22 protein-coding genes are annotated in these 17523 nt (G+C 53.2%); 18 read left to right on the top strand and 4 right to left on the bottom strand.

Translation table 11 applies throughout. From position 1 onward, the window contains the following. Window positions 1-8: 8 nt before the first annotated feature. The 5 genes from LDO05_RS14410 (at window position 9) to LDO05_RS14390 (ending at window position 2869) form a co-directional block, all read left to right on the top strand. A complete protein-coding gene (locus tag LDO05_RS14410) occupies window positions 9-1400 on the top strand; it encodes a glycosyltransferase family 2 protein (RefSeq protein ID WP_251376066.1) in 1392 nt (463 codons plus the stop codon). Between the two features lie 129 nt (window positions 1401-1529). Next, on the top strand, window positions 1530-1817 hold the full coding sequence (locus tag LDO05_RS14405) for a nucleoside-diphosphate sugar epimerase (protein WP_251376065.1): 288 nt from the start codon (window positions 1530-1532) through the stop codon (window positions 1815-1817). A gap of 24 nt (window positions 1818-1841) precedes the next feature. Continuing rightward, window positions 1842-2189: an alpha-helical endospore appendage domain-containing protein gene (locus LDO05_RS14400; RefSeq protein WP_251376064.1), complete on the top strand. Its 348-nt coding sequence runs from the start codon at window positions 1842-1844 to the stop codon at window positions 2187-2189. Further along, window positions 2186-2491, top strand: a complete 306-nt coding sequence (locus LDO05_RS14395; protein ID WP_251376063.1) for a hypothetical protein — start codon at window positions 2186-2188, stop codon at window positions 2489-2491. The genes LDO05_RS14400 and LDO05_RS14395 overlap by 4 nt, the downstream gene beginning before the upstream one ends. Next, the gene (locus LDO05_RS14390; protein ID WP_251376062.1) at window positions 2492-2869 is read left to right on the top strand and encodes a hypothetical protein; all 378 of its coding nucleotides are present in this window, start codon (window positions 2492-2494) and stop codon (window positions 2867-2869) included. 218 nt (window positions 2870-3087) lie between these two features. On the opposite strand, the gene LDO05_RS14385 is transcribed toward LDO05_RS14390, so the two are convergent. Beyond that, window positions 3088-3309, bottom strand: coding sequence for a type II toxin-antitoxin system HicA family toxin (locus LDO05_RS14385; protein ID WP_346657584.1), 222 nt, complete (start codon window positions 3307-3309; stop codon window positions 3088-3090). A 1-nt stretch (window position 3310) separates the two neighbouring features. Beyond that, window positions 3311-3724: a hypothetical protein gene (locus LDO05_RS14380; RefSeq protein WP_251376060.1), complete on the bottom strand. Its 414-nt coding sequence runs from the start codon at window positions 3722-3724 to the stop codon at window positions 3311-3313. Window positions 3725-4125: 401 nt separating this feature from the next. Here LDO05_RS14380 and LDO05_RS14375 point away from each other — a divergent pair, with 401 nt between their 5' ends. The 12 genes from LDO05_RS14375 to LDO05_RS14320 all read left to right on the top strand — a co-directional run bounded on the left by LDO05_RS14375 (window position 4126) and on the right by LDO05_RS14320 (window position 15415). Continuing rightward, window positions 4126-4425 (top strand): hypothetical protein, encoded by a 300-nt coding sequence (locus tag LDO05_RS14375; RefSeq protein ID WP_251376059.1) that lies wholly within the window; start codon window positions 4126-4128, stop codon window positions 4423-4425. Window positions 4426-4440: 15 nt separating this feature from the next. Beyond that, window positions 4441-5535 carry a CgeB family protein gene (locus tag LDO05_RS14370; RefSeq protein ID WP_251376058.1) on the top strand — a complete coding sequence of 365 codons (1095 nt, stop codon included), beginning with the start codon at window positions 4441-4443 and terminating at the stop codon, window positions 5533-5535. 55 nt (window positions 5536-5590) lie between these two features. Next, on the top strand, window positions 5591-6727 hold the full coding sequence (locus tag LDO05_RS14365) for a CgeB family protein (protein WP_251376057.1): 1137 nt from the start codon (window positions 5591-5593) through the stop codon (window positions 6725-6727). 92 nt (window positions 6728-6819) lie between these two features. After that, window positions 6820-8361, top strand: coding sequence for a glycosyltransferase family 4 protein (locus LDO05_RS14360; protein WP_251376056.1), 1542 nt, complete (start codon window positions 6820-6822; stop codon window positions 8359-8361). Window positions 8362-8465: 104 nt separating this feature from the next. Further along, on the top strand, window positions 8466-9557 hold the full coding sequence (gene wecB / locus LDO05_RS14355) for a non-hydrolyzing UDP-N-acetylglucosamine 2-epimerase (protein ID WP_251376055.1): 1092 nt from the start codon (window positions 8466-8468) through the stop codon (window positions 9555-9557). After that, entirely contained in the window at window positions 9550-10536 is a 987-nt protein-coding gene (locus LDO05_RS14350; RefSeq protein WP_251376054.1) for a polysaccharide biosynthesis protein, read from the top strand. Before wecB ends, LDO05_RS14350 begins: the two co-directional genes overlap by 8 nt. Continuing rightward, on the top strand, window positions 10533-11369 hold the full coding sequence (locus tag LDO05_RS14345; protein WP_251376053.1) for a dTDP-4-dehydrorhamnose reductase family protein: 837 nt from the start codon (window positions 10533-10535) through the stop codon (window positions 11367-11369). Before LDO05_RS14350 ends, LDO05_RS14345 begins: the two co-directional genes overlap by 4 nt. Continuing rightward, window positions 11356-12267 carry an NAD-dependent epimerase/dehydratase family protein gene (locus tag LDO05_RS14340; RefSeq protein ID WP_251376052.1) on the top strand — a complete coding sequence of 304 codons (912 nt, stop codon included), beginning with the start codon at window positions 11356-11358 and terminating at the stop codon, window positions 12265-12267. Before LDO05_RS14345 ends, LDO05_RS14340 begins: the two co-directional genes overlap by 14 nt. Then, complete coding sequence (locus LDO05_RS14335; RefSeq protein ID WP_251376051.1) at window positions 12264-12980, top strand: glycosyltransferase; 717 nt, start codon at window positions 12264-12266, stop codon at window positions 12978-12980. The genes LDO05_RS14340 and LDO05_RS14335 overlap by 4 nt, the downstream gene beginning before the upstream one ends. Window positions 12981-13032: 52 nt before the next feature. Further along, window positions 13033-13620 (top strand): class I SAM-dependent methyltransferase, encoded by a 588-nt coding sequence (locus LDO05_RS14330; RefSeq protein ID WP_251376050.1) that lies wholly within the window; start codon window positions 13033-13035, stop codon window positions 13618-13620. A 35-nt stretch (window positions 13621-13655) separates the two neighbouring features. Next, a complete protein-coding gene (locus LDO05_RS14325; protein WP_251376049.1) occupies window positions 13656-14378 on the top strand; it encodes a glycosyltransferase family 2 protein in 723 nt (240 codons plus the stop codon). Next, the gene (locus LDO05_RS14320) at window positions 14375-15415 is read left to right on the top strand and encodes a glycosyltransferase family 4 protein (RefSeq protein ID WP_251376048.1); all 1041 of its coding nucleotides are present in this window, start codon (window positions 14375-14377) and stop codon (window positions 15413-15415) included. The genes LDO05_RS14325 and LDO05_RS14320 overlap by 4 nt, the downstream gene beginning before the upstream one ends. Window positions 15416-15523: 108 nt before the next feature. Here the strand turns inward: LDO05_RS14320 and LDO05_RS14315 are convergent, their stop codons facing one another. Then, the gene (locus tag LDO05_RS14315; RefSeq protein ID WP_251376047.1) at window positions 15524-15685 is read right to left on the bottom strand and encodes a hypothetical protein; all 162 of its coding nucleotides are present in this window, start codon (window positions 15683-15685) and stop codon (window positions 15524-15526) included. Window positions 15686-15694: 9 nt separating this feature from the next. After that, a complete protein-coding gene (locus tag LDO05_RS14310) occupies window positions 15695-16918 on the bottom strand; it encodes a glycosyltransferase family 4 protein (RefSeq protein ID WP_251376046.1) in 1224 nt (407 codons plus the stop codon). Window positions 16919-17108: 190 nt separating this feature from the next. Between LDO05_RS14310 and LDO05_RS14305 the strand changes: the two genes are divergently transcribed. After that, window positions 17109-17438, top strand: coding sequence for a hypothetical protein (locus LDO05_RS14305; RefSeq protein ID WP_251376045.1), 330 nt, complete (start codon window positions 17109-17111; stop codon window positions 17436-17438). Window positions 17439-17523 lie beyond the last annotated feature (85 nt).

The following is a 17523-nucleotide window of genomic DNA, read 5'->3' as shown; positions in this document are numbered from 1 at the left end:
GCCGCCTAATGCCGCACAGAGCCAGAAGCAAGCCAGGTACGGCAGGACACACAATAAGCGTGTCAACGCATACAGCTGCGCCCATGCTTCCTGAATCCGCACCCGCGCCGCGCCGCAACAAGCAGTTCAGCCGAGGGTGGGAAGCCGGGTATCGGCAGGGACTCAGGCTCGGACAGGAAGCTTTTACAAGGAGATTTGAAGGAGCCAGCATCATCATTCCCACATCGAACAGCCGGGAATCGTTGATGAGCTGTATAGACAGCATAGAGGCAAATACAAGTATGCCTTATGAGATTATTGTAGTAGACCATGCTTCGACCGATGGAACAGCATCCGCTCTGCGTAGACGTGGAGGGAACATTCGGATTGGCACCCACTCGGCTGATCGGGGATTTGCCGGGGCGGTGAACACAGGATTGATGATGGCCAAGGGACACCAGATCGTATGGCTTGACGCGAATATGCGGGTTACGGGGAATTGGCTGCATAACATGGTCCAGTGTCTGGAGAGCAGGCCGGATATCGGGGCAGTCGCCCCGGTTATGCACCCTATGGAAGGACCGCAGGGGATGGAGGCTTCTTACCGTACGCTATCTGACATGGGGTCACTTGCCGCAGAGACGGACAGTCAGCGCTGGGTGCCTGCTGATCGTCTAGCAAGCTCTTGCGTTCTGATTAAGCGGGAGATGCTGGAGAAGACAGGATATTTGGCAGAAGGATGCGGCCGCAATGCCGGATGGGAGGACTGGATGATGCGCCTTCGTCATCTCGGGCGGGTGATGGTTATCGCGGGAGACACTTTCATTTATCAGGCGGGGGCTCCTGCTGGCGGGGCATCTGGTCTTGGGGCAGATGATGCAGTCAGTGAAGAGGACCGCAGCTTGTTACAGGCCAAATGGGGAGACTTCCATAAGCGGCTACAGGCTTCTGATTACGGCGGAGGAATGCTGAATCTAGATCAGAAATCAGCGGATTTTGTCCCGGCTCATATTCTGGTCAGCGTTATAGAGGGAAGGGTTTATTGGCTGGAGGAAGGGGTTAAGCGGCCTGTGATCAACTATACACCGTATATGGAGGGGATACCGGCTCCTGTTAGGGTATCTATGCTGGAGATCAGGCAGCTTGCACTGGGTAGGCCGATTCGGGCTGAAGAGCTGAGGCTGAGGCTTAGTACAGGTAAGCTGCAGGCGGAAGGGCATGAAGGGGCCTTGTTCCGTCTGCCGGATGGGCGGCTGATTCAGGTCCGGCACAATACATGCAGGGAATTTATTACCCCTTATGCGGCGGAAAGCTGGGGACTTGCCGGCAGGTTCCAGGACGAAGCGCCGGAGGAGATTCAGAATCTGCAGGAAGGTCTTCCTATTCTGCCCCGGAATGGGCTGAGCTCAGATTATTTGTAAATCACGGTAACTATCTATCTAATGGAATGAAGATCTCCAAGCTTGGAACGGACCTTTTTGCCCGCGCATATGTTGGAGTAGAAGAAAATACCGGAGAGCTGGGAAGGCAGCCGGCAGGGAGGAACTAGGGTGGAGCAGAAAATCACGGATCTGATTGTTCATATGTCCCACTCCCATCAGCAGATGGCACGGGTTATTGATGCTGAGAGACAGGTCGCCGTCCGGATGGCACAGATTGTGCATGACCTGCCTGATTCAGAGCCGTCCTTTGATGGGGTAGACGGGTTGATGGAGAATGCGGGACGGGTGAACAAAAGCGTAGTCTCGTATCTTAGCGCAATGGCCGATCTTCAGGAGGCTCTTGCCGAGCATCTGGGCCTTGTGATCAAGGAAATGGGCACGGAAGATGAAGAATAGAATGACCAAAGCGGGGTTGATAATATGAGCCGGAATCAAGCCTATTTAAATATGCTCGATGCCTCTGCCAAAATCCAGTGGAACGTAGCGATGATGCTGGAAGCGAAGGCCGTGGAAGCGGAGAAGGTGCGGAACTGGACACTGAATCATCTGCATGGACACAGCTTTGACGATCATGAGAAGCAGCTGGCGAGTCCGATAACCATCCATGAGCAGATTATAGAGGTGCTGGAGGGGATTACGAAGCTTCAGACCGGATTAAGCAGCAATTTGAAAGCCGTGCTTGCGTCCCAGGAGGATTCAGGCGATTCCGGCGGTATGGGAGGCATGTTAGGCGGGGGAGGCTTTGATTTTGGAGATATGGATAAATGACAGCTCCCACCCCATCCGAGCATGAGGTTAAGCTGCAGCTGGTTCAATCCCTGGTGAAGAGCCAGGAAGCTCTGGCCCGGATCCTGGACAGCATCGCGGATGTAGCGGAGCAATCCGAAGCAGCCTCGAAGCAGCTGTATCAGAACATAAGAGTACTAAGCAATTATCAGAGCGCGATGGCCCAGATGCTGACCGGCGTGAGGCTGAATCGCCAATATTATGGAACTCCTACAACGCCGTGGATCAACGAAGCTCTAGATCATGCAGCATATGCAGCCCGGGGAGAACAGGAGGAATTGTGAATGGCAGCAAGGAAAAAGCGTTCGGCAGCCCGCCGCAGCAGAAGGCTTCTCGTGTCGAGGAAGACCAGAATTCGCACGCGCAAGCTGCGCAGACAAGGAGTCAAAAGGGCCCGTCCAGGCAGATCGGCAGCCCGCCGGACACGCAAAAGCGTCTTAAAGCACAAATCATTGAAGCGCAAACTGCTAAAGCATAGAAGCTCCCGGCGGAAAAAGAGGCTTCGCCGTCTGGAAGACCTTCGGCGGGTGGTTCCCGCAGCAGATCCTGTGATTGAATATCAGCAGGGTTATAACGAGACGTACCAGGAGGGCTTCAATGCCGGCTTCGCCCAGGGCTTCGAGGACGGCCACCGTCTCGCGTACCGCGACCCGGACCGCTAAACCAATCCTCAGGCCTGCCCAGCCTGATAGATCATTCAACACCAAGAGACTGATAGGGAAGCGCCTCCCGCCAGTCTCTTTCTTATTGTCTTGTAATAGGTGTGCGGCGTTGCAGTAGCCGACCGCTTATAAACCTGCTACGGAAGTGTTCGCAAGTGTTGTAATGAACGATGAACAAAAAGCCCTGCTGTACGGAAAGTCCAGCAGGGCTCGGGTCCTTACTTTAAACGGTCCCATTCGTCTTTGTCGATTCCCAATTGGTTCTTCAATATCATTCTAAAAAGTCCCTTACCGATTTCTCCAGTGCCCTTGGAGACTGCTGTACGCATAATGCTTCCATCAGGATTGGTTTTCTCGTATATGATATCACGTCCGGTGTTTCTCACCATTGTCCAACCATTTTTCTTTAACCATCTTTCCTGGTCTTTCCAACTTGGCATTTTATCCGTGTAAAAGTGCGACTACGGATTCCACGTCATCTTGGAGAGAGACTCGGAGCACGTATGGTGCGTGTATTTTTGTGTTAGGGGCAGCGAAATATTTTTGGAAATCCACAGTATAGTCTTTAGAATATTCAATCAACTGGTACGCTAAATTCTCTCTAAGCTCTTCTAACGAAGCACCGTCAGCCACTATAAAGTCAATCTCCTGAAGGCTGCCAAAAAATTGGCCATCCTCATCTTGTTCGTATGCAAAATTCAACTTATACGCCTCTAAAAGAAACTTCATATGGCTTTGTGATGTTGCCACAATCACATCTCTGTTCCGACGAACAGCTTGTGGCTTCTCGCGTACCACAGTATCAATAAAGGAACTCATATTAGCCCGAACCTCTGTGGCCAATAACGTCTGCATGAACATCCCTCCTCACCTCCTATCGTATCACGTATTACATGATATGTACATAGTGTACACTGTGTACATTATGTACTATTCTGTATTCCTTATTAATATCCTTATTTTTCTTGATTAATCAAAAAGTAAAATTTCAATCCAGGCTTAACAATCAGCGTTCAGCTGTCTAATATTAATTCGCACAAAGCAGCAGGACTTCCGTGAGTCGCCTGCAGTACAGGTCTGTTGAGCAGAATGGCCAGGCAGACCGTCCCTAACATCCCTGCCTGTGAAGAGAGGAAAAGCCGTTTCTCCAGCACAGTAACTCTCTGCTGATAAACCCCGCTGCTAGAGTACTCCCCGCATATAGAGGCCGCTTGAGTTGCCTAACACCCCAGGGCGTAAAATACCGCTTGAGCAACTTGAAGCAATCGAGCGGAGCAGTCGGCACGAAGCAGCGGAGGAGCCCGGAATCGTCCCGTAGAAGCGGAGCGCTCGCCTTTGTCCCCGGATTCCAACCCTATTCAGCTCAATCATGGGAATCGGGGGACAACAGCGATCGAAGGGACGATCCGGGAGCCGCAGCGATCTGGACACCGCCAATTCGCACCCCTGTCCAACGCGAAAGCCGCAGCAGCTGGACACCCGCCAATTTTTCCCCGCCACGGGTAGTCGTCCATGATACAAGTGACCCCGGTGCATATATGTATAAGGATCATTAAACCAAGACAGATAGGATGAGGGCTGTGAGGACTCTGCTTGAAGCTGATCGGCGTGACGGCGTTCCTCCCGGTTATTGGGATGGTTACCGTCTCGGAGGCTGTCAGGCTGTACTTGGACAAATACCAGTGGAAGCACCGGAGATCCGTAATCTGCGGGTGATGTATGTGCGGCAGGGATTTGATGCCATTGACCGGGGCGTGATACATGCGCTGGAAGAAGCGGCGGCAGCGTGTATAGTCACCCAGGCTGACGAGATGCTGGCCCAGGCTGCATCGGTGCGTCCGGATCTCGTGCTTGTCATGAACGGTCTTCATGTGTTCCCAGCGGAGCATGCCGCCCATATCGACGAGCTCCGGGCCATGGGAATCCGGACCGCGGTCTGGTTCGTGGATGATCCGTATTTATCTGACGAGACAGCAGCACTCGCGCTGCATTACGATGCGGTTTTTACACACGAGCTCGCAGGTGTAACGCTGTACAAGGAGCTCGGATGCCGGAGCGTACACTATCTTCCGCTTGCAGCCAGTGCGGATTTGTTCAGACCTCAGCCGGTTCAGTCCCCGTATCAGTATGATATTTGTTTCATTGGCAACGCCTTTTGGAACAGAGTTGCCCTGTTTGATGATATGGCGTCTTTCCTCGAAGGCAAAAAAGTGCTCATTGCAGGCGGCTTCTGGGATCGGCTGCGCCATAAGGAGAAGCTTGCGGCTTGTGTGCAGCACGGCTGGATTGATCCGGAGGAGACCGTCCGTTATTACAACGGAGCCAAGATTGTCATCAACGTCCATCGGCCGACAGAGGCAGGGCTGGACAACCGGAACAGCAGGAACCTGGCTGGCCGCTCCATCAATCCCCGCACGTATGAGATCAGCTCCTGCGGAGCCTTTCAGATCACGGATATCCGGGAAGACCTGACAAGTTATTACCGCCCTGGATATGATATCGAGACTTTCTCCAGCAAGCGGGAGCTTCAGGACAAAATCACCTACTATCTGGAGCACGAGCAGGAACGGATCACCATGGCCTGGCGGTCGCTCTGGACGACCCGCAAGCATCATACTTTCAGGGACCGCATCAGCAGGCTGCTCGCTGCGGCAGTGCCTTTGTGAACAAGATCAGCTCTGCGGCAGAACTACAGCACAATACTGGTTTAGGAGTGAAGATATGTTGAGACAACAGGTAAAGACCGCAGCGCTGCGTGTCCCGGCTGATCTCGGAGCGGATCCGAGAGGGCGGGGAAGAGCCGCCGGTCTGCAGGACGGTTACGATGAGGGGTACCTTCGGGGCCGTGCGGACGTTATCGTGAACCGGTACCGGACTTCATTTCCTGTGCGGAACATCCGTGTGCTATATGTGGCTTCAGGTAAGGGATTTCCTTACTCGCCCATTGATGAAGCTGTCATTGCGACGCTTCGTTCACTCACCGCCGAAGTGATTGTGACCGATCCCCGTCAGGCTGTTGCCCAGCTGGCGGATCAGCATGCCCCGGATCTGCTCCTCTCGCTGGATGGAATGGATCTGAGGGTGGAAGAGGTAGAGGCGATCAAAGCGATGGGCGTGAAGACGGCAGTCTGGCTCACGGATGATCCCTACTATACAGACATCACCGTTCATCTAACTCCCCACTATGATTATGTATTTACACTTGAGCGCAATTGTGTGGATTTCTACCGGCAGATCGGCTGCAAGAATGTGCACTACCTGCCGTTTGGCGCCTTCACGGAGCATTATAAGCCGATTCGCACTGTATCCGCCTTCCGCAGGGAGATCAGTTTCACCGGGTCGGGCTACTGGAACCGGATCCACTTCTTGACTCCTATCCTTGGCAGTCTGATGGAGCGTGGGCTGGGGATCAACGGAATCTGGTGGGATCGTCTGCCGGAATACCCTCTGTATGCGGACCGTATTGAGCTTGGCAAATGGATGGGGCCGCAAGAGACTGCCGAAGTATACAGCGGTTCGAAGATAGTAATCAATCTGCACCGTGCTCATGACGACGACACGATTAATAACAATGCGGTGAAGCTGACGGCTGACTCGCCTAATCCGAGAACCTTTGAGATCTCCGCCAGCGGAACGCTGCAGCTGATTGACCAGAGAGCGGATCTTGCCCGCTTCTATACTCCGGGGATTGAGATTGAGACATACGAATCCCCGCAGGAGCTGCTGGAGAAGGTCGATTACTATCTGACCCATGAGAAGGAGCGGAGGGATATTGCTCTAAGGGGGCTCGAGAGAACCTACGCCGAGCACACCTACTCCCACCGGATCCATGAAATGCTGAGCGTGATTGTCGGTTGATAGAATCTCAGGTACGGAGAAGCTTAAGGAACTTCAGGTACAGACGGAGGTGAACCGTTCCTCTTCGGTGAAGCGAAGGTGAACCTATGACGATGGGAAATAGAGCAAAACTGCTGCTGTTCTCACATGTATGCAACACCCGAAGTATTACGGGGGCTGAGAAGCTGCTGCTGTTATTGTGCCAGAAGCTGTCTACCTACTTCGATTGTGTTCTGGCTGCCCCGCAGGAGGGACAGCTGACCAAGCGGGCCAGACAAATAGGAATCAGAACCAGAATACACGCTTACCCGCTGCTTCACGAAATGTATACCCCATCAGCCAATCTGTATACTGACGCGGAACGGCTGAGAAGCGGACCTGGGTTGAAGAAATTAGCCGAGATGATTCGTGCCGAGCAGCCTGATCTTGTCCTGGTCAACACCTGTGTCAATGTTCTGCCTGCGATGGCAGCCTCCTCTCTAGGTATCCCGGTAGTCTGGAATATCACAGAGAGTATCACCATCAACGAATACACCCCCCTGGCTGTGGGCTTGATTGACAAGTACAGCACGTGGATCACAGGCATTTCCGAATCCGCGGTCACCGTATTCCAAGGTACGGCGGCAGCCCCGAAGGTAGGGATTCTATTCCCCTCTTGGGATCCTGCGTCGGTCCATCCGCAGCAGTGGGAGCAGATCCGCGAAGGCAAGCGGTCGGAGCTTGGGCTCCGTCCAGATCACCGTGTGATTGGATATATATCTTCTTTTTTGACGAAGGAGAAGGGTCTGGAGCATTTCATAGATATGGCACTGTCCATATGCAATAGCGATAAGAGTGTCCATTTCCTGGTGATTGGAAGGATAATAGACCAGGATTTCTACGCGAGATGTCTGTCCAAAGTGAATGTCTCGGCTTATAAGGACCGCTTCACCTTTGTGGTCTTCGAGGAATCGGTAGAAGCTGCTTACTCTGCGATGGACATTGTGGTTGTGCCGAGTCTCGTGCCTGAAGGATTCGGATTAACAGCCCTTGAGGCTATGATCTACGGGAAGCCGGTGGTTGCTTACGCTTCTGGCGGGCTTCAGGAAATTCTGGAGACAGCGGGCTGCGGGTATCTGCTGGCAGAACCGGGGAATGTTCATGAGCTAGCCGGCCGGGTGCAGCTCCTGCTTGGTGATTCAGTGCTTGCAGCCGGAACGGCAGCTATGAATCTGCAGCGGGTGAATGAAGCTTATGGCCCCCAGACCTATGAAGAGAGACTGAGGCAGCTGTTGGTTCAGTGGTCTCTGCAGCATCCGGAGCTGATTCGACTGGAAGAAGATACAAGGGGGCTGCGCTGTATCCCGGTTAAGCCGGCAGCGGCGGAAGCCGCGGGGCCGAATCGCGCAGGGGATGGGCATTCCAAGCATTCAGCCAAGTCTATACGCAGACACAGGAAGAGAAAGCGCAGCCGGCCCGGGCACAACCGAAGACATGAAGGGAAGAGCAGAATTCTGCGGGCGAAGCGGAGGAGAGCTGCACTCAGAGAGACACCCCGAAGAAAATCCAAGGCGGGCCGGTCGGCCAAGGCAGCGGATCACAAGCGTTCAAGAAGCAGACGGAGGAGTCTGTCTGGCGCCCATAAGCATAGGAAGCGGTCCAGAAAGACGGCTTGATTCAGCCGGAAGAGCGGGAGGCTGTGGGAACCATCCAACAGGATGTATTTATTGGAGCTGCTCCCTTAACTACAAGCTCAAAATCATAGAAAGGAGCGGAGCACATGAGGATAATGACGATTCTGGGAACACGTCCAGAAATCATTCGGCTAAGTCTGATTATTCCCATGCTCGACCGATATGCCGACAAGCATATTCTCGTGCATACGGGTCAGAACTTCACTTCGAGTCTGAGCGGGATTTTCTTCACCCAGCTCGGTCTGCGTTCTCCTGATTATGTGCTGCAGGATCGGCAGGCTTCCCTCGGCGGACAGCTCTCCGCCATGTTCCTGCAGGCCGAAGCGATTCTGGAGAAGGAGAAGCCTGATAAGGTGCTGCTGCTGGGAGATACGAACAGTGCCTTATGCGCGATCCTCGCAGAGCGTATGGGAATTCCGGTCGTGCATATGGAAGCAGGCAACAGGTGCTTTGATCTTGATGTGCCCGAAGAGAAGAACCGCAAGGTGATCGATGCCATCTCTACCATCAACATGCCCTACACCGAGCAGAGCAAGCGGCATTTGGTCCAGGAGGGAGTGCCCAGCAACCGGATTGTGCTGACGGGCAACCCCATTTATGAGGTCATGAAGCACTACGAATCGCAGATACTGGCCAGTGATATTCTGGCAAGATTGAATGTTAAGCCCGGAGAATACTTCCTGGTTACCACCCACCGGGCAGAGAATGTGGACCGTCCGGAGCATCTGCTTGAAATTATGAAGGGTCTTAATAAAGTGGCCGAAGTCTACGGCCGCCGGCTAATCTGCAGTCTGCATCCCAGAACCAAGTCACGTATAGCGAAGGATTTCACGCTGCAGATGAACCCGCTTGTTGAATTTCATGAGCCCTTTGGATTCTTTGATTTTGTTCATTTGGAGCGGTATGCCATGTGCGCGCTGACGGACAGCGGTACTGTACAGGAGGAGTGCTGCATTATGCATGTGCCGACAGTGACACTTCGCAAGACCACAGAACGTCCCGAGACTGTCGACTGCGGCAGCAACATTATCTCGGGGCTGCATGCGGAGCGCATCGCGGATTCGGTAAGGCTGATGACGGAGATGGACCGGAATTGGGAATGTCCAGAAGGCTATTTGGCAGATCACGTCTCGGAGAAGGTAGTTAAATTCTTGCTTGGAGGGAAACAGCATGTTTAATAATCAAGTCATATTAGTCACTGGCGGGACCGGCTCTTGGGGGTATGAGTTGATCAGGCAGCTGCTCCCCCAGCAGCCCAAAGAGATCATTATCTACTCGAGAAGTGAATCAACCCAGGTAGCCATGAGCCGCGCTTTTGAAGATGACCGGTTGACCTTCCGGATCGGTGATATCAGGGATAAGGAGGCGCTGACAGCAGCCTGCAAAAATGTTGATTATGTCTTCCATCTAGCTGCGCTCAAGCATGTACCGGTCTGTGAAGACCAGCCTTATGAAGCGCTGAAGACAAATGTTATCGGCACTCAGAATGTGATTGATGCCGCAATGGAGAATGAAGTGAAGAAAGTGATCTATATTTCCACCGACAAGGCGGCCAATCCGTCCAATTTCTATGGAATGACCAAGGCTATCGGGGAGAAGCTCATTGTCTATGCGAACCTGCTTCCTACACGCACGAAGTTCGTCTGTGTCCGGGGCGGCAACGTGCTTGGGACGAACGGAAGCGTTGTTCATTTATTCACGAACCAGATTGAGCAGAAGAGACAGGTCCGAATCACGGATTTGAAGATGACCCGGTTCTTTCTTACCCTGCCTGATGCCATCAAGCTTCTGTTCAAAGCTTCCGTAGAGAGCCTTGGTGGCGAAATATTTGTAATGACCATGCCGACCTGCAAAATCGTTGATCTCGCCGAGGTGCTGATCGAAGCTTCGGGCAGGGAGGATGTGGAGATTATTGAGACTGGAACCCGTCCAGGTGAGAAAATTCACGAAATTCTTATGAGTGACTTCGAAAGTCAGACCACAGTTGTCTATGACGAAGAATATCTGGTCATTCTCCCTACCCTGAATATTCCGGATCTGAAAGAATATTATCAGCATTGCCCCAAGGTATCCTTCTCCAGCTTCAGCTCCGAGAAGAATCTGATGACCAAAGAGGAGATTAAAGACATCCTCATCCGAGGAGGTTTCTTGTCATGAAGCTGCTCATATTTGGCGGCAGCGGGATGGCCGGTCATCTGCTGGTCCGCTACTTCATGGAGCAGGGTAAGCATCAGGTGTTCTATACAACCCGGAATCCTCAGGACCCGCAGGGCCTCGTTCTGGATGTGAACGACCTAACCACCGTGGAGAAGGCGGTGGAGATCGTGCGGCCGGAAGTCATCATTAACGCGGTGGGGGTATTGAACCAGGCTGCAGAGGCGGACAAAATCGGGGCTTACCACGTCAATGGCTTCCTGCCGCACCGGCTGTGGCGCGCGGCTGAATCCATCAACGCCCGGCTGATTCATATCAGCACCGATTGTGTCTTTCAGGGCACCCGCGGCAAATATACAGAGGAAGAGGAGCCCGACGGGACTTCCTCTTATGCCATCACGAAGGCGCTTGGAGAGATCCGGTGCCAAGGCCATCTGACCATCCGGACCTCGATCATCGGGCCGGAGATCCGCCCCTCGGGGATCGGTCTCCTCGGATGGTTCCTGAGCCAGACAGGAGATGTGTCAGGCTACCGGCGTGTGCTGTGGAACGGAGTCACCACGCTCCAACTGGCTAAAGTGATAGATGCCTCACTGGATTCGGAGCTATCGGGTCTTATTCATCTGGCCCATCCGGACACAGTCAGCAAGTATGAGCTGCTGCACATGTTCAAGGAGATCTGGAATAAGCCGGATGTCCGCATTGTCCCTACTGATGAACCGGAACTTGACCGAACCTTGGTATCCACCCGCGCTGATGTCAAATTTAAGCTTCCTGCCTATCCGGTCATGCTGCGGGAGCTTGCAGAATGGATGAGTCAGTATGAGCCAAATTAATGTTCTTATCACAGGCGCGGCCGGATTCACCGGCCGTCACGCTTGTCGTTACTTTGTCGCCAAGGGCTACCATGTCGCGGCGGCCGTCCGCAATGCGGCAAAGTATAGCGAGCCGGGCGTCGAGTATATTAGCTGTGATCTTACCCGCAGGGAGCAGGTTCGGGAGCTGGTCAAGCGGGTTAAGCCCAGGTATGTTCTGCATTTGGGCGGCAAGAATTCTGTGCCGGAATCCTGGGGGGAACCCCTGCTGTACATGGAGAGCAACATCATGGGAAGCTTGTATCTCCTTCAGGCGCTGCGGGAATCCGGCTGCTCAAGCCGTATCCTTGTCGCCGGTTCCCGGCTCAAGTTCGCGCTCAGCGGGCCGCTCGCCCCGACACATCCTTACGCGCTTAGCAAATCGGTACAAGAAGTGACGGCTTTGTCTTGGGGGAAGCTGTTCCATCAAGACGTGCTGGTCGCCGAACCTGGCAATTTGATAGGACCGGGCCCTTCCACAGGGATATGCGCGCTGCTCGCCAAGTATATCGTGAATGAAGAACAGGGGGAGGAGCAGAAGCCTTTTCATCTGTCCTCTGCAGAAGAACGCAGAGACTTCCTGGATGTCCGGGATGCCGTTGCGGCATATGAGGTGCTTCTTCGGCATGGAGAGACCGGAAGTGTTACCCCGGTATGCTCGGGTCTTGAGCGCACACTTGGTGAAGTGGCACAGCTGTATGCGTCGTTATCGACTGCCAATATTGCTATTGAAGCCGGTGATGCCCCGGCAAGCGGGGCTGAAGAAGCTGTACAGCCCGTGCGTCTAAGGGAACTGGGCTGGGAGCCGAAGTATACCTGGGAGATGTCTCTGCGTGATATCCTGGAATATTACCGGGCAGAAAGGGCGGAGTGGCTGTGAATCCAAAGGTATCCATCCTGATTCCTTTTTATAACTGTCCTTATATTGCACAGGCGATCAAGAGCGCCTTGAAGCAGACCTATGATCGTCTCGAGATTATCGTGGTGGATGACGGCTCTACCAGCTATACCAGGCTGATCAAGCCTTACATGAAGCAGGTCTATTATCTGGGCAAGGCCAACGGGGGCACGGCAACGGCGCTCAATCACGGCATTCAGCACGCATCGGGAGAGTATATTGCCTGGCTGAGCTCGGACGATCTGTTCTACAGAAATAAAATCAAGCATCAGGTTCAGTTCATGAAGATGACGGGGGCCTCGATCTCATTCACCAACTTCAATTATATTAACCAGCATGGGTCCGTCACCCGCCACGGGGCAGGGGGTGAGCCGCTTACACCTCATCAGCTCTACAGCAGCTTTCTTCACAGCAACCCGGTCAATGGGTGTACCGTGATGGCCCGCCGGGATCTGTTCAGCCAGCTCGGTCTGTTCGATGAGAGTCTGACCTATACGCATGATTATGAGTATTGGATGCGGGCTGTGCTGGCGGGATTGTCACTGCCCTACTTGAATGAGAATCTGACTGCGTACCGCTGGCACACCGGGATGGGTACAGTTCGTCATAGCGCGGTCATTGCCGAGGAGATCGGGGTTGTCCGTGCCCGCTATTCAGAGCAGCTTAAGCACCTCATCTCCGTTACGCCGGCCTAAGCCTGACTCTTCAGTTGTGGATGACGGACTAAGCCAAGAGGGGGAGATTCTAATGTATGAGGAGACTGAAGAGCCCCGCTTTATATCGGCACTCCGTGAGCGGCTGAGGTTCGCTGACAGCGTGCTGGATATCGGCTGCGGAATAGGCGCCATGTGGGAGCATTACGACAGCAAGATCATCATTGGCATCGATATTCACCGGGCCTACCTGGAGCATCTGATTCATCTTCCGCGCCGGGCTGTTCCGATACATGCGGACGCCAGGCGGATAGGTGAGCTGTTCATGCCGCGCTCTGTTTCTGCAGTGACACTGATTGATTCCCTGGAGCATTTTACGAAAAAGGATGGGCTTCATGTTCTGAAGAGTGCGGAGAGCATTGCAAGAGATCAGGTCATCATATTCACGCCGCGGGGGTTCTTCCCCCAGGAGGGGGTAGATAACTACGGCCTCAGCGGTGAGGAATATCAAAAGCATTATAGCGGCTGGGAGAGCGGCGAATTGCTTGAGCTCGGATATAACGTGAAGGTGTTCAAGAATTTCCATCACGCGGAGAACCCTTCATTTGTGGAGGCCTACGGGGTGGATCATCCGCCTGTTGATGCGATCTTTGCCTGGAAGCAGCTGACGGGTAAGGACTGAAATCAGTAAAACATAGCGGGAAAGTGGTGCATGACATGAATGCTCAACCTAAAGTGTCGATCGTGATCCCATTCTATAACTGCGAATATGTCGATCAGGCCATCACCAGCGCACTTGCCCAGACTTACAGCAACATTGAGGTTATTGTGGTGGATGACGGCTCTACGCAGTACCAGCATCTGGTCGAACCCTATAAGGATAAGATTCGTTATTTCTACAAGCCGAATGGAGGCACGGCCAGCGCCTTGAATTATGGCATCTCAAAGTCCACCGGCGAGTACTTTGCCTGGCTCAGCGCGGATGACCGCTTTGTTCCGGAGAAGCTTGAACGGCAGCTTGCCCACATGGACAGAATAGGCTCGATTGCAAGCCATACCGCCTATTATTATATTAATGCCGCCGGAAGCCGGACGGGGGAGATCCACGCCAATTTTACGACCAAGAAGGAATTCTACGAGACCCTGCTCAGCGGGTGTCCTGTCAATGGGTGCAGTATCCTGCTGCATATGTATATTTTTGAACGCATCGGAATGTTTGATGAACAGCGCCGTTATACGCATGACTATGATCTTTGGCTTCGGCTGCTGCAGTATTTCGATTTTCACTATCTGGATGAATGCCTGCTTGAGTACCGTGTACATGGCACGATGGGGACACTGAACCACTGGGATGAGATTCAGCAGGATATGCTGGTCATCCAGGGCAAATACGGCAGTTCCCTGCGAACCTTGATTGAGAAAGAGAGGGGCCAGGGATGAAGTTCACATTTCCAATTGTAACGTTATGTCATGGCGGGGCTCAGCGGATGCTGGCAGAGATTACGAACGGGCTTATCGGACTTGGCCATGAGGTGACCATTCTTATGCCCAGGCAGGGTGTGGTAGAGTATGAGGTTCACGCGCATATTATCCAGACGGCAAATATGGACTTATATGCGGAAGACTTCCCTCAAGGGGATGTCATCGTATCCAATTTCTTCACAACTGTAGCCTGTTCCCAGACCGCAAGCGAGATGGGCAAGGGAGTTCATATCCGGCTCTCCCTATGCTATGAACCGGCATTCCTCTACGACAATCATCTCTCCTTCCCCACTTATCATATGACCAATAATCTGCTGGTACTCTCCGAATGGCAGCAGGATCTAGTTCAGCTTCTGCACGGGGTCAAGGGCCATATTGTGCCGATAGGCGTCAGCTCTTATTTCCAGAATCTCAAGATCCGGGAGCAGATTGCGGAGCCTCTGAATATATCCGCCATTCTGCGGAGGATCGAGAGTGAATTCTCCTGGCACCGTGAGCAGGATTACTTAATCTCCCAGCTGAACCTGGTTCAGGCGCTTCATCCTGAAGTGATTATCAATCTAATCTGCCCTCCCAATGAGTTCCGGGAATCCCCTAACCTGCAGGGGCTGCGGGATACCGGAAGGTACCGGATTCTGACTCCTGCCAATGATACCGAGCTGCGTTATCATTATAATCACACGGATATATTCGTAAGCTCAGGCACGTACGATGCGGGATCGCTTCCAGGCCTGGAGGCTATGCGGTGCGGCGCTGCGCTTGTCACGGTGTACTCGGGCGGGAACTTGAAGTATGGGAGACATGAGCGGAATTGCTTGATGTCTTACCGGTACGAGAACCGTCTGGCGAAGGATGTAATCCGGTTAATTGAAGACCCCGTTCTCCGGAAGTCTTTGGCGCAAGAAGGTGAGCGGGTGTCTTATGAGTACACCTGGGAGCGCAGTGTGAAGGCCTTTCAGCAGGCAGTGAACAAGATCCTCTGGCGCCAAATATAACAACAGCCGCAATCATGACCTGAATTCAGGTCGTGATTGCGGCTGTTTGTGTGCGGGTGACGCTGAAGCGGCACTCCGGGATGTAAGCCTGCTTATCTTCCTCAGCTTCTATTCGATCCGGCTCATCACCTTCGGATCGGGGATGACATAGTTGTCCGGCAGGCTCTCCATGATGGTATTCAATATGAAATAATCCACTTCCATCCCCGATGATCCGGCAGGATACAGAAACCACGCGTTATACAAGTCACTAGGCACCTTAAGTTCCATTCGTTGTCCTTAACCTCCTGTCAGTTCCTGATAGACCCACCAGGTTCCCTGATACATCTGGGCGAGCGTGCGGTTAGCGAGCACCCACTGGCGGGCTTGATATCCAAGCGAGCTGCGCTCCGCGGGACTGCTGAGCAGGCGGCTGAGCTGAGCGCTCAGGGAAGCGGGGTCCTCGGGAGCGAATAATAATCCGGTCACACCCTCCCGGATCATTTCGGGCATTCCTGTAGCATTCGCAGCGATAGATGGAACTCCGGCAAGCTGCGCTTCGGTCAGCGAGAATGGCTGGGTGTCCTGTAGGCTTGGCTGAACATAGATGTCCGCCTTCCCCAGTGCTGAGGGGATATTATCCATCTTGCCCAGGAACTCCACATCCTGGTCAATTCCAAGCTCATGACAGCGATTACGGAGCTTCGCAAGCATACCGCCATCCCCGATAATCCAGCAGTTCCAATCGCTCCGGGTTCGGCTTAGAAGCCCAAGAGCTTCTATAAGTATGTGGACACCCTTCACATATTCAAGCCGTCCCGTATACATGATGAGCTTCTTGTCAGGCTTTTTGGCTTTGGGGAATTCTGCGGCTGCCTTGGCCAGAAATGCATGTATATCTACTCCGTAAGGCACCTGGCGGAGCTTCCACTCAGGAATTCCGGACTCTACAATGAGCCCCTTGATCCAACTGGAGCTGACAAGCACAAGATCTGAAGCCTCTGCCCCAAGGTATTCCAGTGCACTGTAGTGCTTGCCATAGGTGCCTGCGCGAAATTCAGTCCAGGTGAGACCGGGATGGACAGAACGGGAGTCATGATAGCCTTCCCTTGCCAGGGAGCCGTGGAAGCTGACAAGCAGAGGAACCGGTCTGCGCAGTATTCTTCTAATACAGAGAGCCGCGATAGGGTCCTGGGCATGGATCAAGTCATAATGATTCACGCCAAGAACAGCGGCGCCCATCTCGAACGCATACCGGTCACTTTCGATGGCCATAGCCTCAGGACAAGCATGAAGCTGAGGAAGCGGCGCGCCCGCAAGATTCCGGCGGATCAGGGGAAGAACCGGGTCTTTGTAGAACCGGCGGTCCCCTCCCGCCACATAGACGGAGTTCGTGGCGAGGTCAGTCCCCATCAGGTCCACTTCATGCCCGTGAGTTCTCAGACGGTCTGCGAGTTGATTCATGTAGGTGCGAATCCCGCCCATGCTTGTTAACCACCAATAGGTCACGAGCAATATTTTCATGATGAAGCCTCCTCTGCGCTTAAAGGGGTATCTTGTTTATTTTATGTAGCGGTCGTCTCAAGGTACGAGACCGGGAGCAAAAAGGGCGCCGGCTTGGCTGCCCTCTTGTCCGCCGGGGTCCAAACTGACCTGGATGATCATCATATACTGTCACAAAGGGGGAGGTACGGTGGCTTACTACACCTTTACGATGAACAGGAGTCTGCTTGAAGGCTTCACCATTCATCTGATGGATATTGTTATCGCGAACTCTGGAGTACAGACGTATGAGGTCTACTTGGATGCGCAGGATACCAGGAATGAACTGTTCAGATTTCTCTACCGGATAGGTCCTGCCAATTCACCTGATGGAAGTGCTCTGATTCAAAATGTCGGGATCTACCAGGAACCCATGCAGCTGCGGATTGTAACGAACCGGTTCACACCCGGGCATTGTGTAATTAGAATGTATCTGAAGAATGAATATGGGGTTGTGATCGGTATACTAAGTGAACATCAGCTGCACAAGCTGGCAGACTAGCATGAGTGACAGAGCAGAAAGCCGGACCAGGCAAGGGTGATCTGCCCGCCAGGTCTGGCTTTTAATCCTTGGCTTAGGACCTGCT

Origin of the sequence: Paenibacillus sp. YPG26, assembly GCF_023704175.1 — a bacterium.
In the GTDB taxonomy this organism is placed as follows: Bacteria; Bacillota; Bacilli; order Paenibacillales; family Paenibacillaceae; genus Fontibacillus.
The sequence above is the reverse complement of the archived record's forward strand: the minus strand, read 5'-3'. Positions and strand labels throughout refer to the sequence as shown.

What these genes read in the sequence shown, in the direction of transcription:
- LDO05_RS14340 (WP_251376052.1), top strand. Translation starts at nt 11,356, where the DNA reads ATGAGCCAAATTAATGTTCTTATCACAGGCGCGGCCGGATTCACCGGC.
- LDO05_RS14390 (WP_251376062.1), top strand. Translation starts at nt 2,492, where the DNA reads ATGGCAGCAAGGAAAAAGCGTTCGGCAGCCCGCCGCAGCAGAAGGCTT.
- LDO05_RS14410 (WP_251376066.1), top strand. Translation starts at nt 9, where the DNA reads ATGCCGCACAGAGCCAGAAGCAAGCCAGGTACGGCAGGACACACAATA.
- LDO05_RS14400 (WP_251376064.1), top strand. Translation starts at nt 1,842, where the DNA reads ATGAGCCGGAATCAAGCCTATTTAAATATGCTCGATGCCTCTGCCAAA.
- LDO05_RS14345 (WP_251376053.1), top strand. Translation starts at nt 10,533, where the DNA reads ATGAAGCTGCTCATATTTGGCGGCAGCGGGATGGCCGGTCATCTGCTG.
- LDO05_RS14380 (WP_251376060.1), bottom strand. Translation starts at nt 3,724, where the DNA reads ATGCAGACGTTATTGGCCACAGAGGTTCGGGCTAATATGAGTTCCTTT.
- LDO05_RS14320 (WP_251376048.1), top strand. Translation starts at nt 14,375, where the DNA reads ATGAAGTTCACATTTCCAATTGTAACGTTATGTCATGGCGGGGCTCAG.
- wecB (WP_251376055.1), top strand. Translation starts at nt 8,466, where the DNA reads ATGAGGATAATGACGATTCTGGGAACACGTCCAGAAATCATTCGGCTA.
- LDO05_RS14360 (WP_251376056.1), top strand. Translation starts at nt 6,820, where the DNA reads ATGGGAAATAGAGCAAAACTGCTGCTGTTCTCACATGTATGCAACACC.
- LDO05_RS14365 (WP_251376057.1), top strand. Translation starts at nt 5,591, where the DNA reads ATGTTGAGACAACAGGTAAAGACCGCAGCGCTGCGTGTCCCGGCTGAT.
- LDO05_RS14350 (WP_251376054.1), top strand. Translation starts at nt 9,550, where the DNA reads ATGTTTAATAATCAAGTCATATTAGTCACTGGCGGGACCGGCTCTTGG.
- LDO05_RS14330 (WP_251376050.1), top strand. Translation starts at nt 13,033, where the DNA reads ATGTATGAGGAGACTGAAGAGCCCCGCTTTATATCGGCACTCCGTGAG.
- LDO05_RS14315 (WP_251376047.1), bottom strand. Translation starts at nt 15,685, where the DNA reads ATGGAACTTAAGGTGCCTAGTGACTTGTATAACGCGTGGTTTCTGTAT.
- LDO05_RS14370 (WP_251376058.1), top strand. Translation starts at nt 4,441, where the DNA reads ATGAGGGCTGTGAGGACTCTGCTTGAAGCTGATCGGCGTGACGGCGTT.
- LDO05_RS14385 (WP_346657584.1), bottom strand. Translation starts at nt 3,309, where the DNA reads ATGCCAAGTTGGAAAGACCAGGAAAGATGGTTAAAGAAAAATGGTTGG.
- LDO05_RS14305 (WP_251376045.1), top strand. Translation starts at nt 17,109, where the DNA reads ATGAACAGGAGTCTGCTTGAAGGCTTCACCATTCATCTGATGGATATT.
- LDO05_RS14395 (WP_251376063.1), top strand. Translation starts at nt 2,186, where the DNA reads ATGACAGCTCCCACCCCATCCGAGCATGAGGTTAAGCTGCAGCTGGTT.
- LDO05_RS14310 (WP_251376046.1), bottom strand. Translation starts at nt 16,918, where the DNA reads ATGAAAATATTGCTCGTGACCTATTGGTGGTTAACAAGCATGGGCGGG.
- LDO05_RS14325 (WP_251376049.1), top strand. Translation starts at nt 13,656, where the DNA reads ATGAATGCTCAACCTAAAGTGTCGATCGTGATCCCATTCTATAACTGC.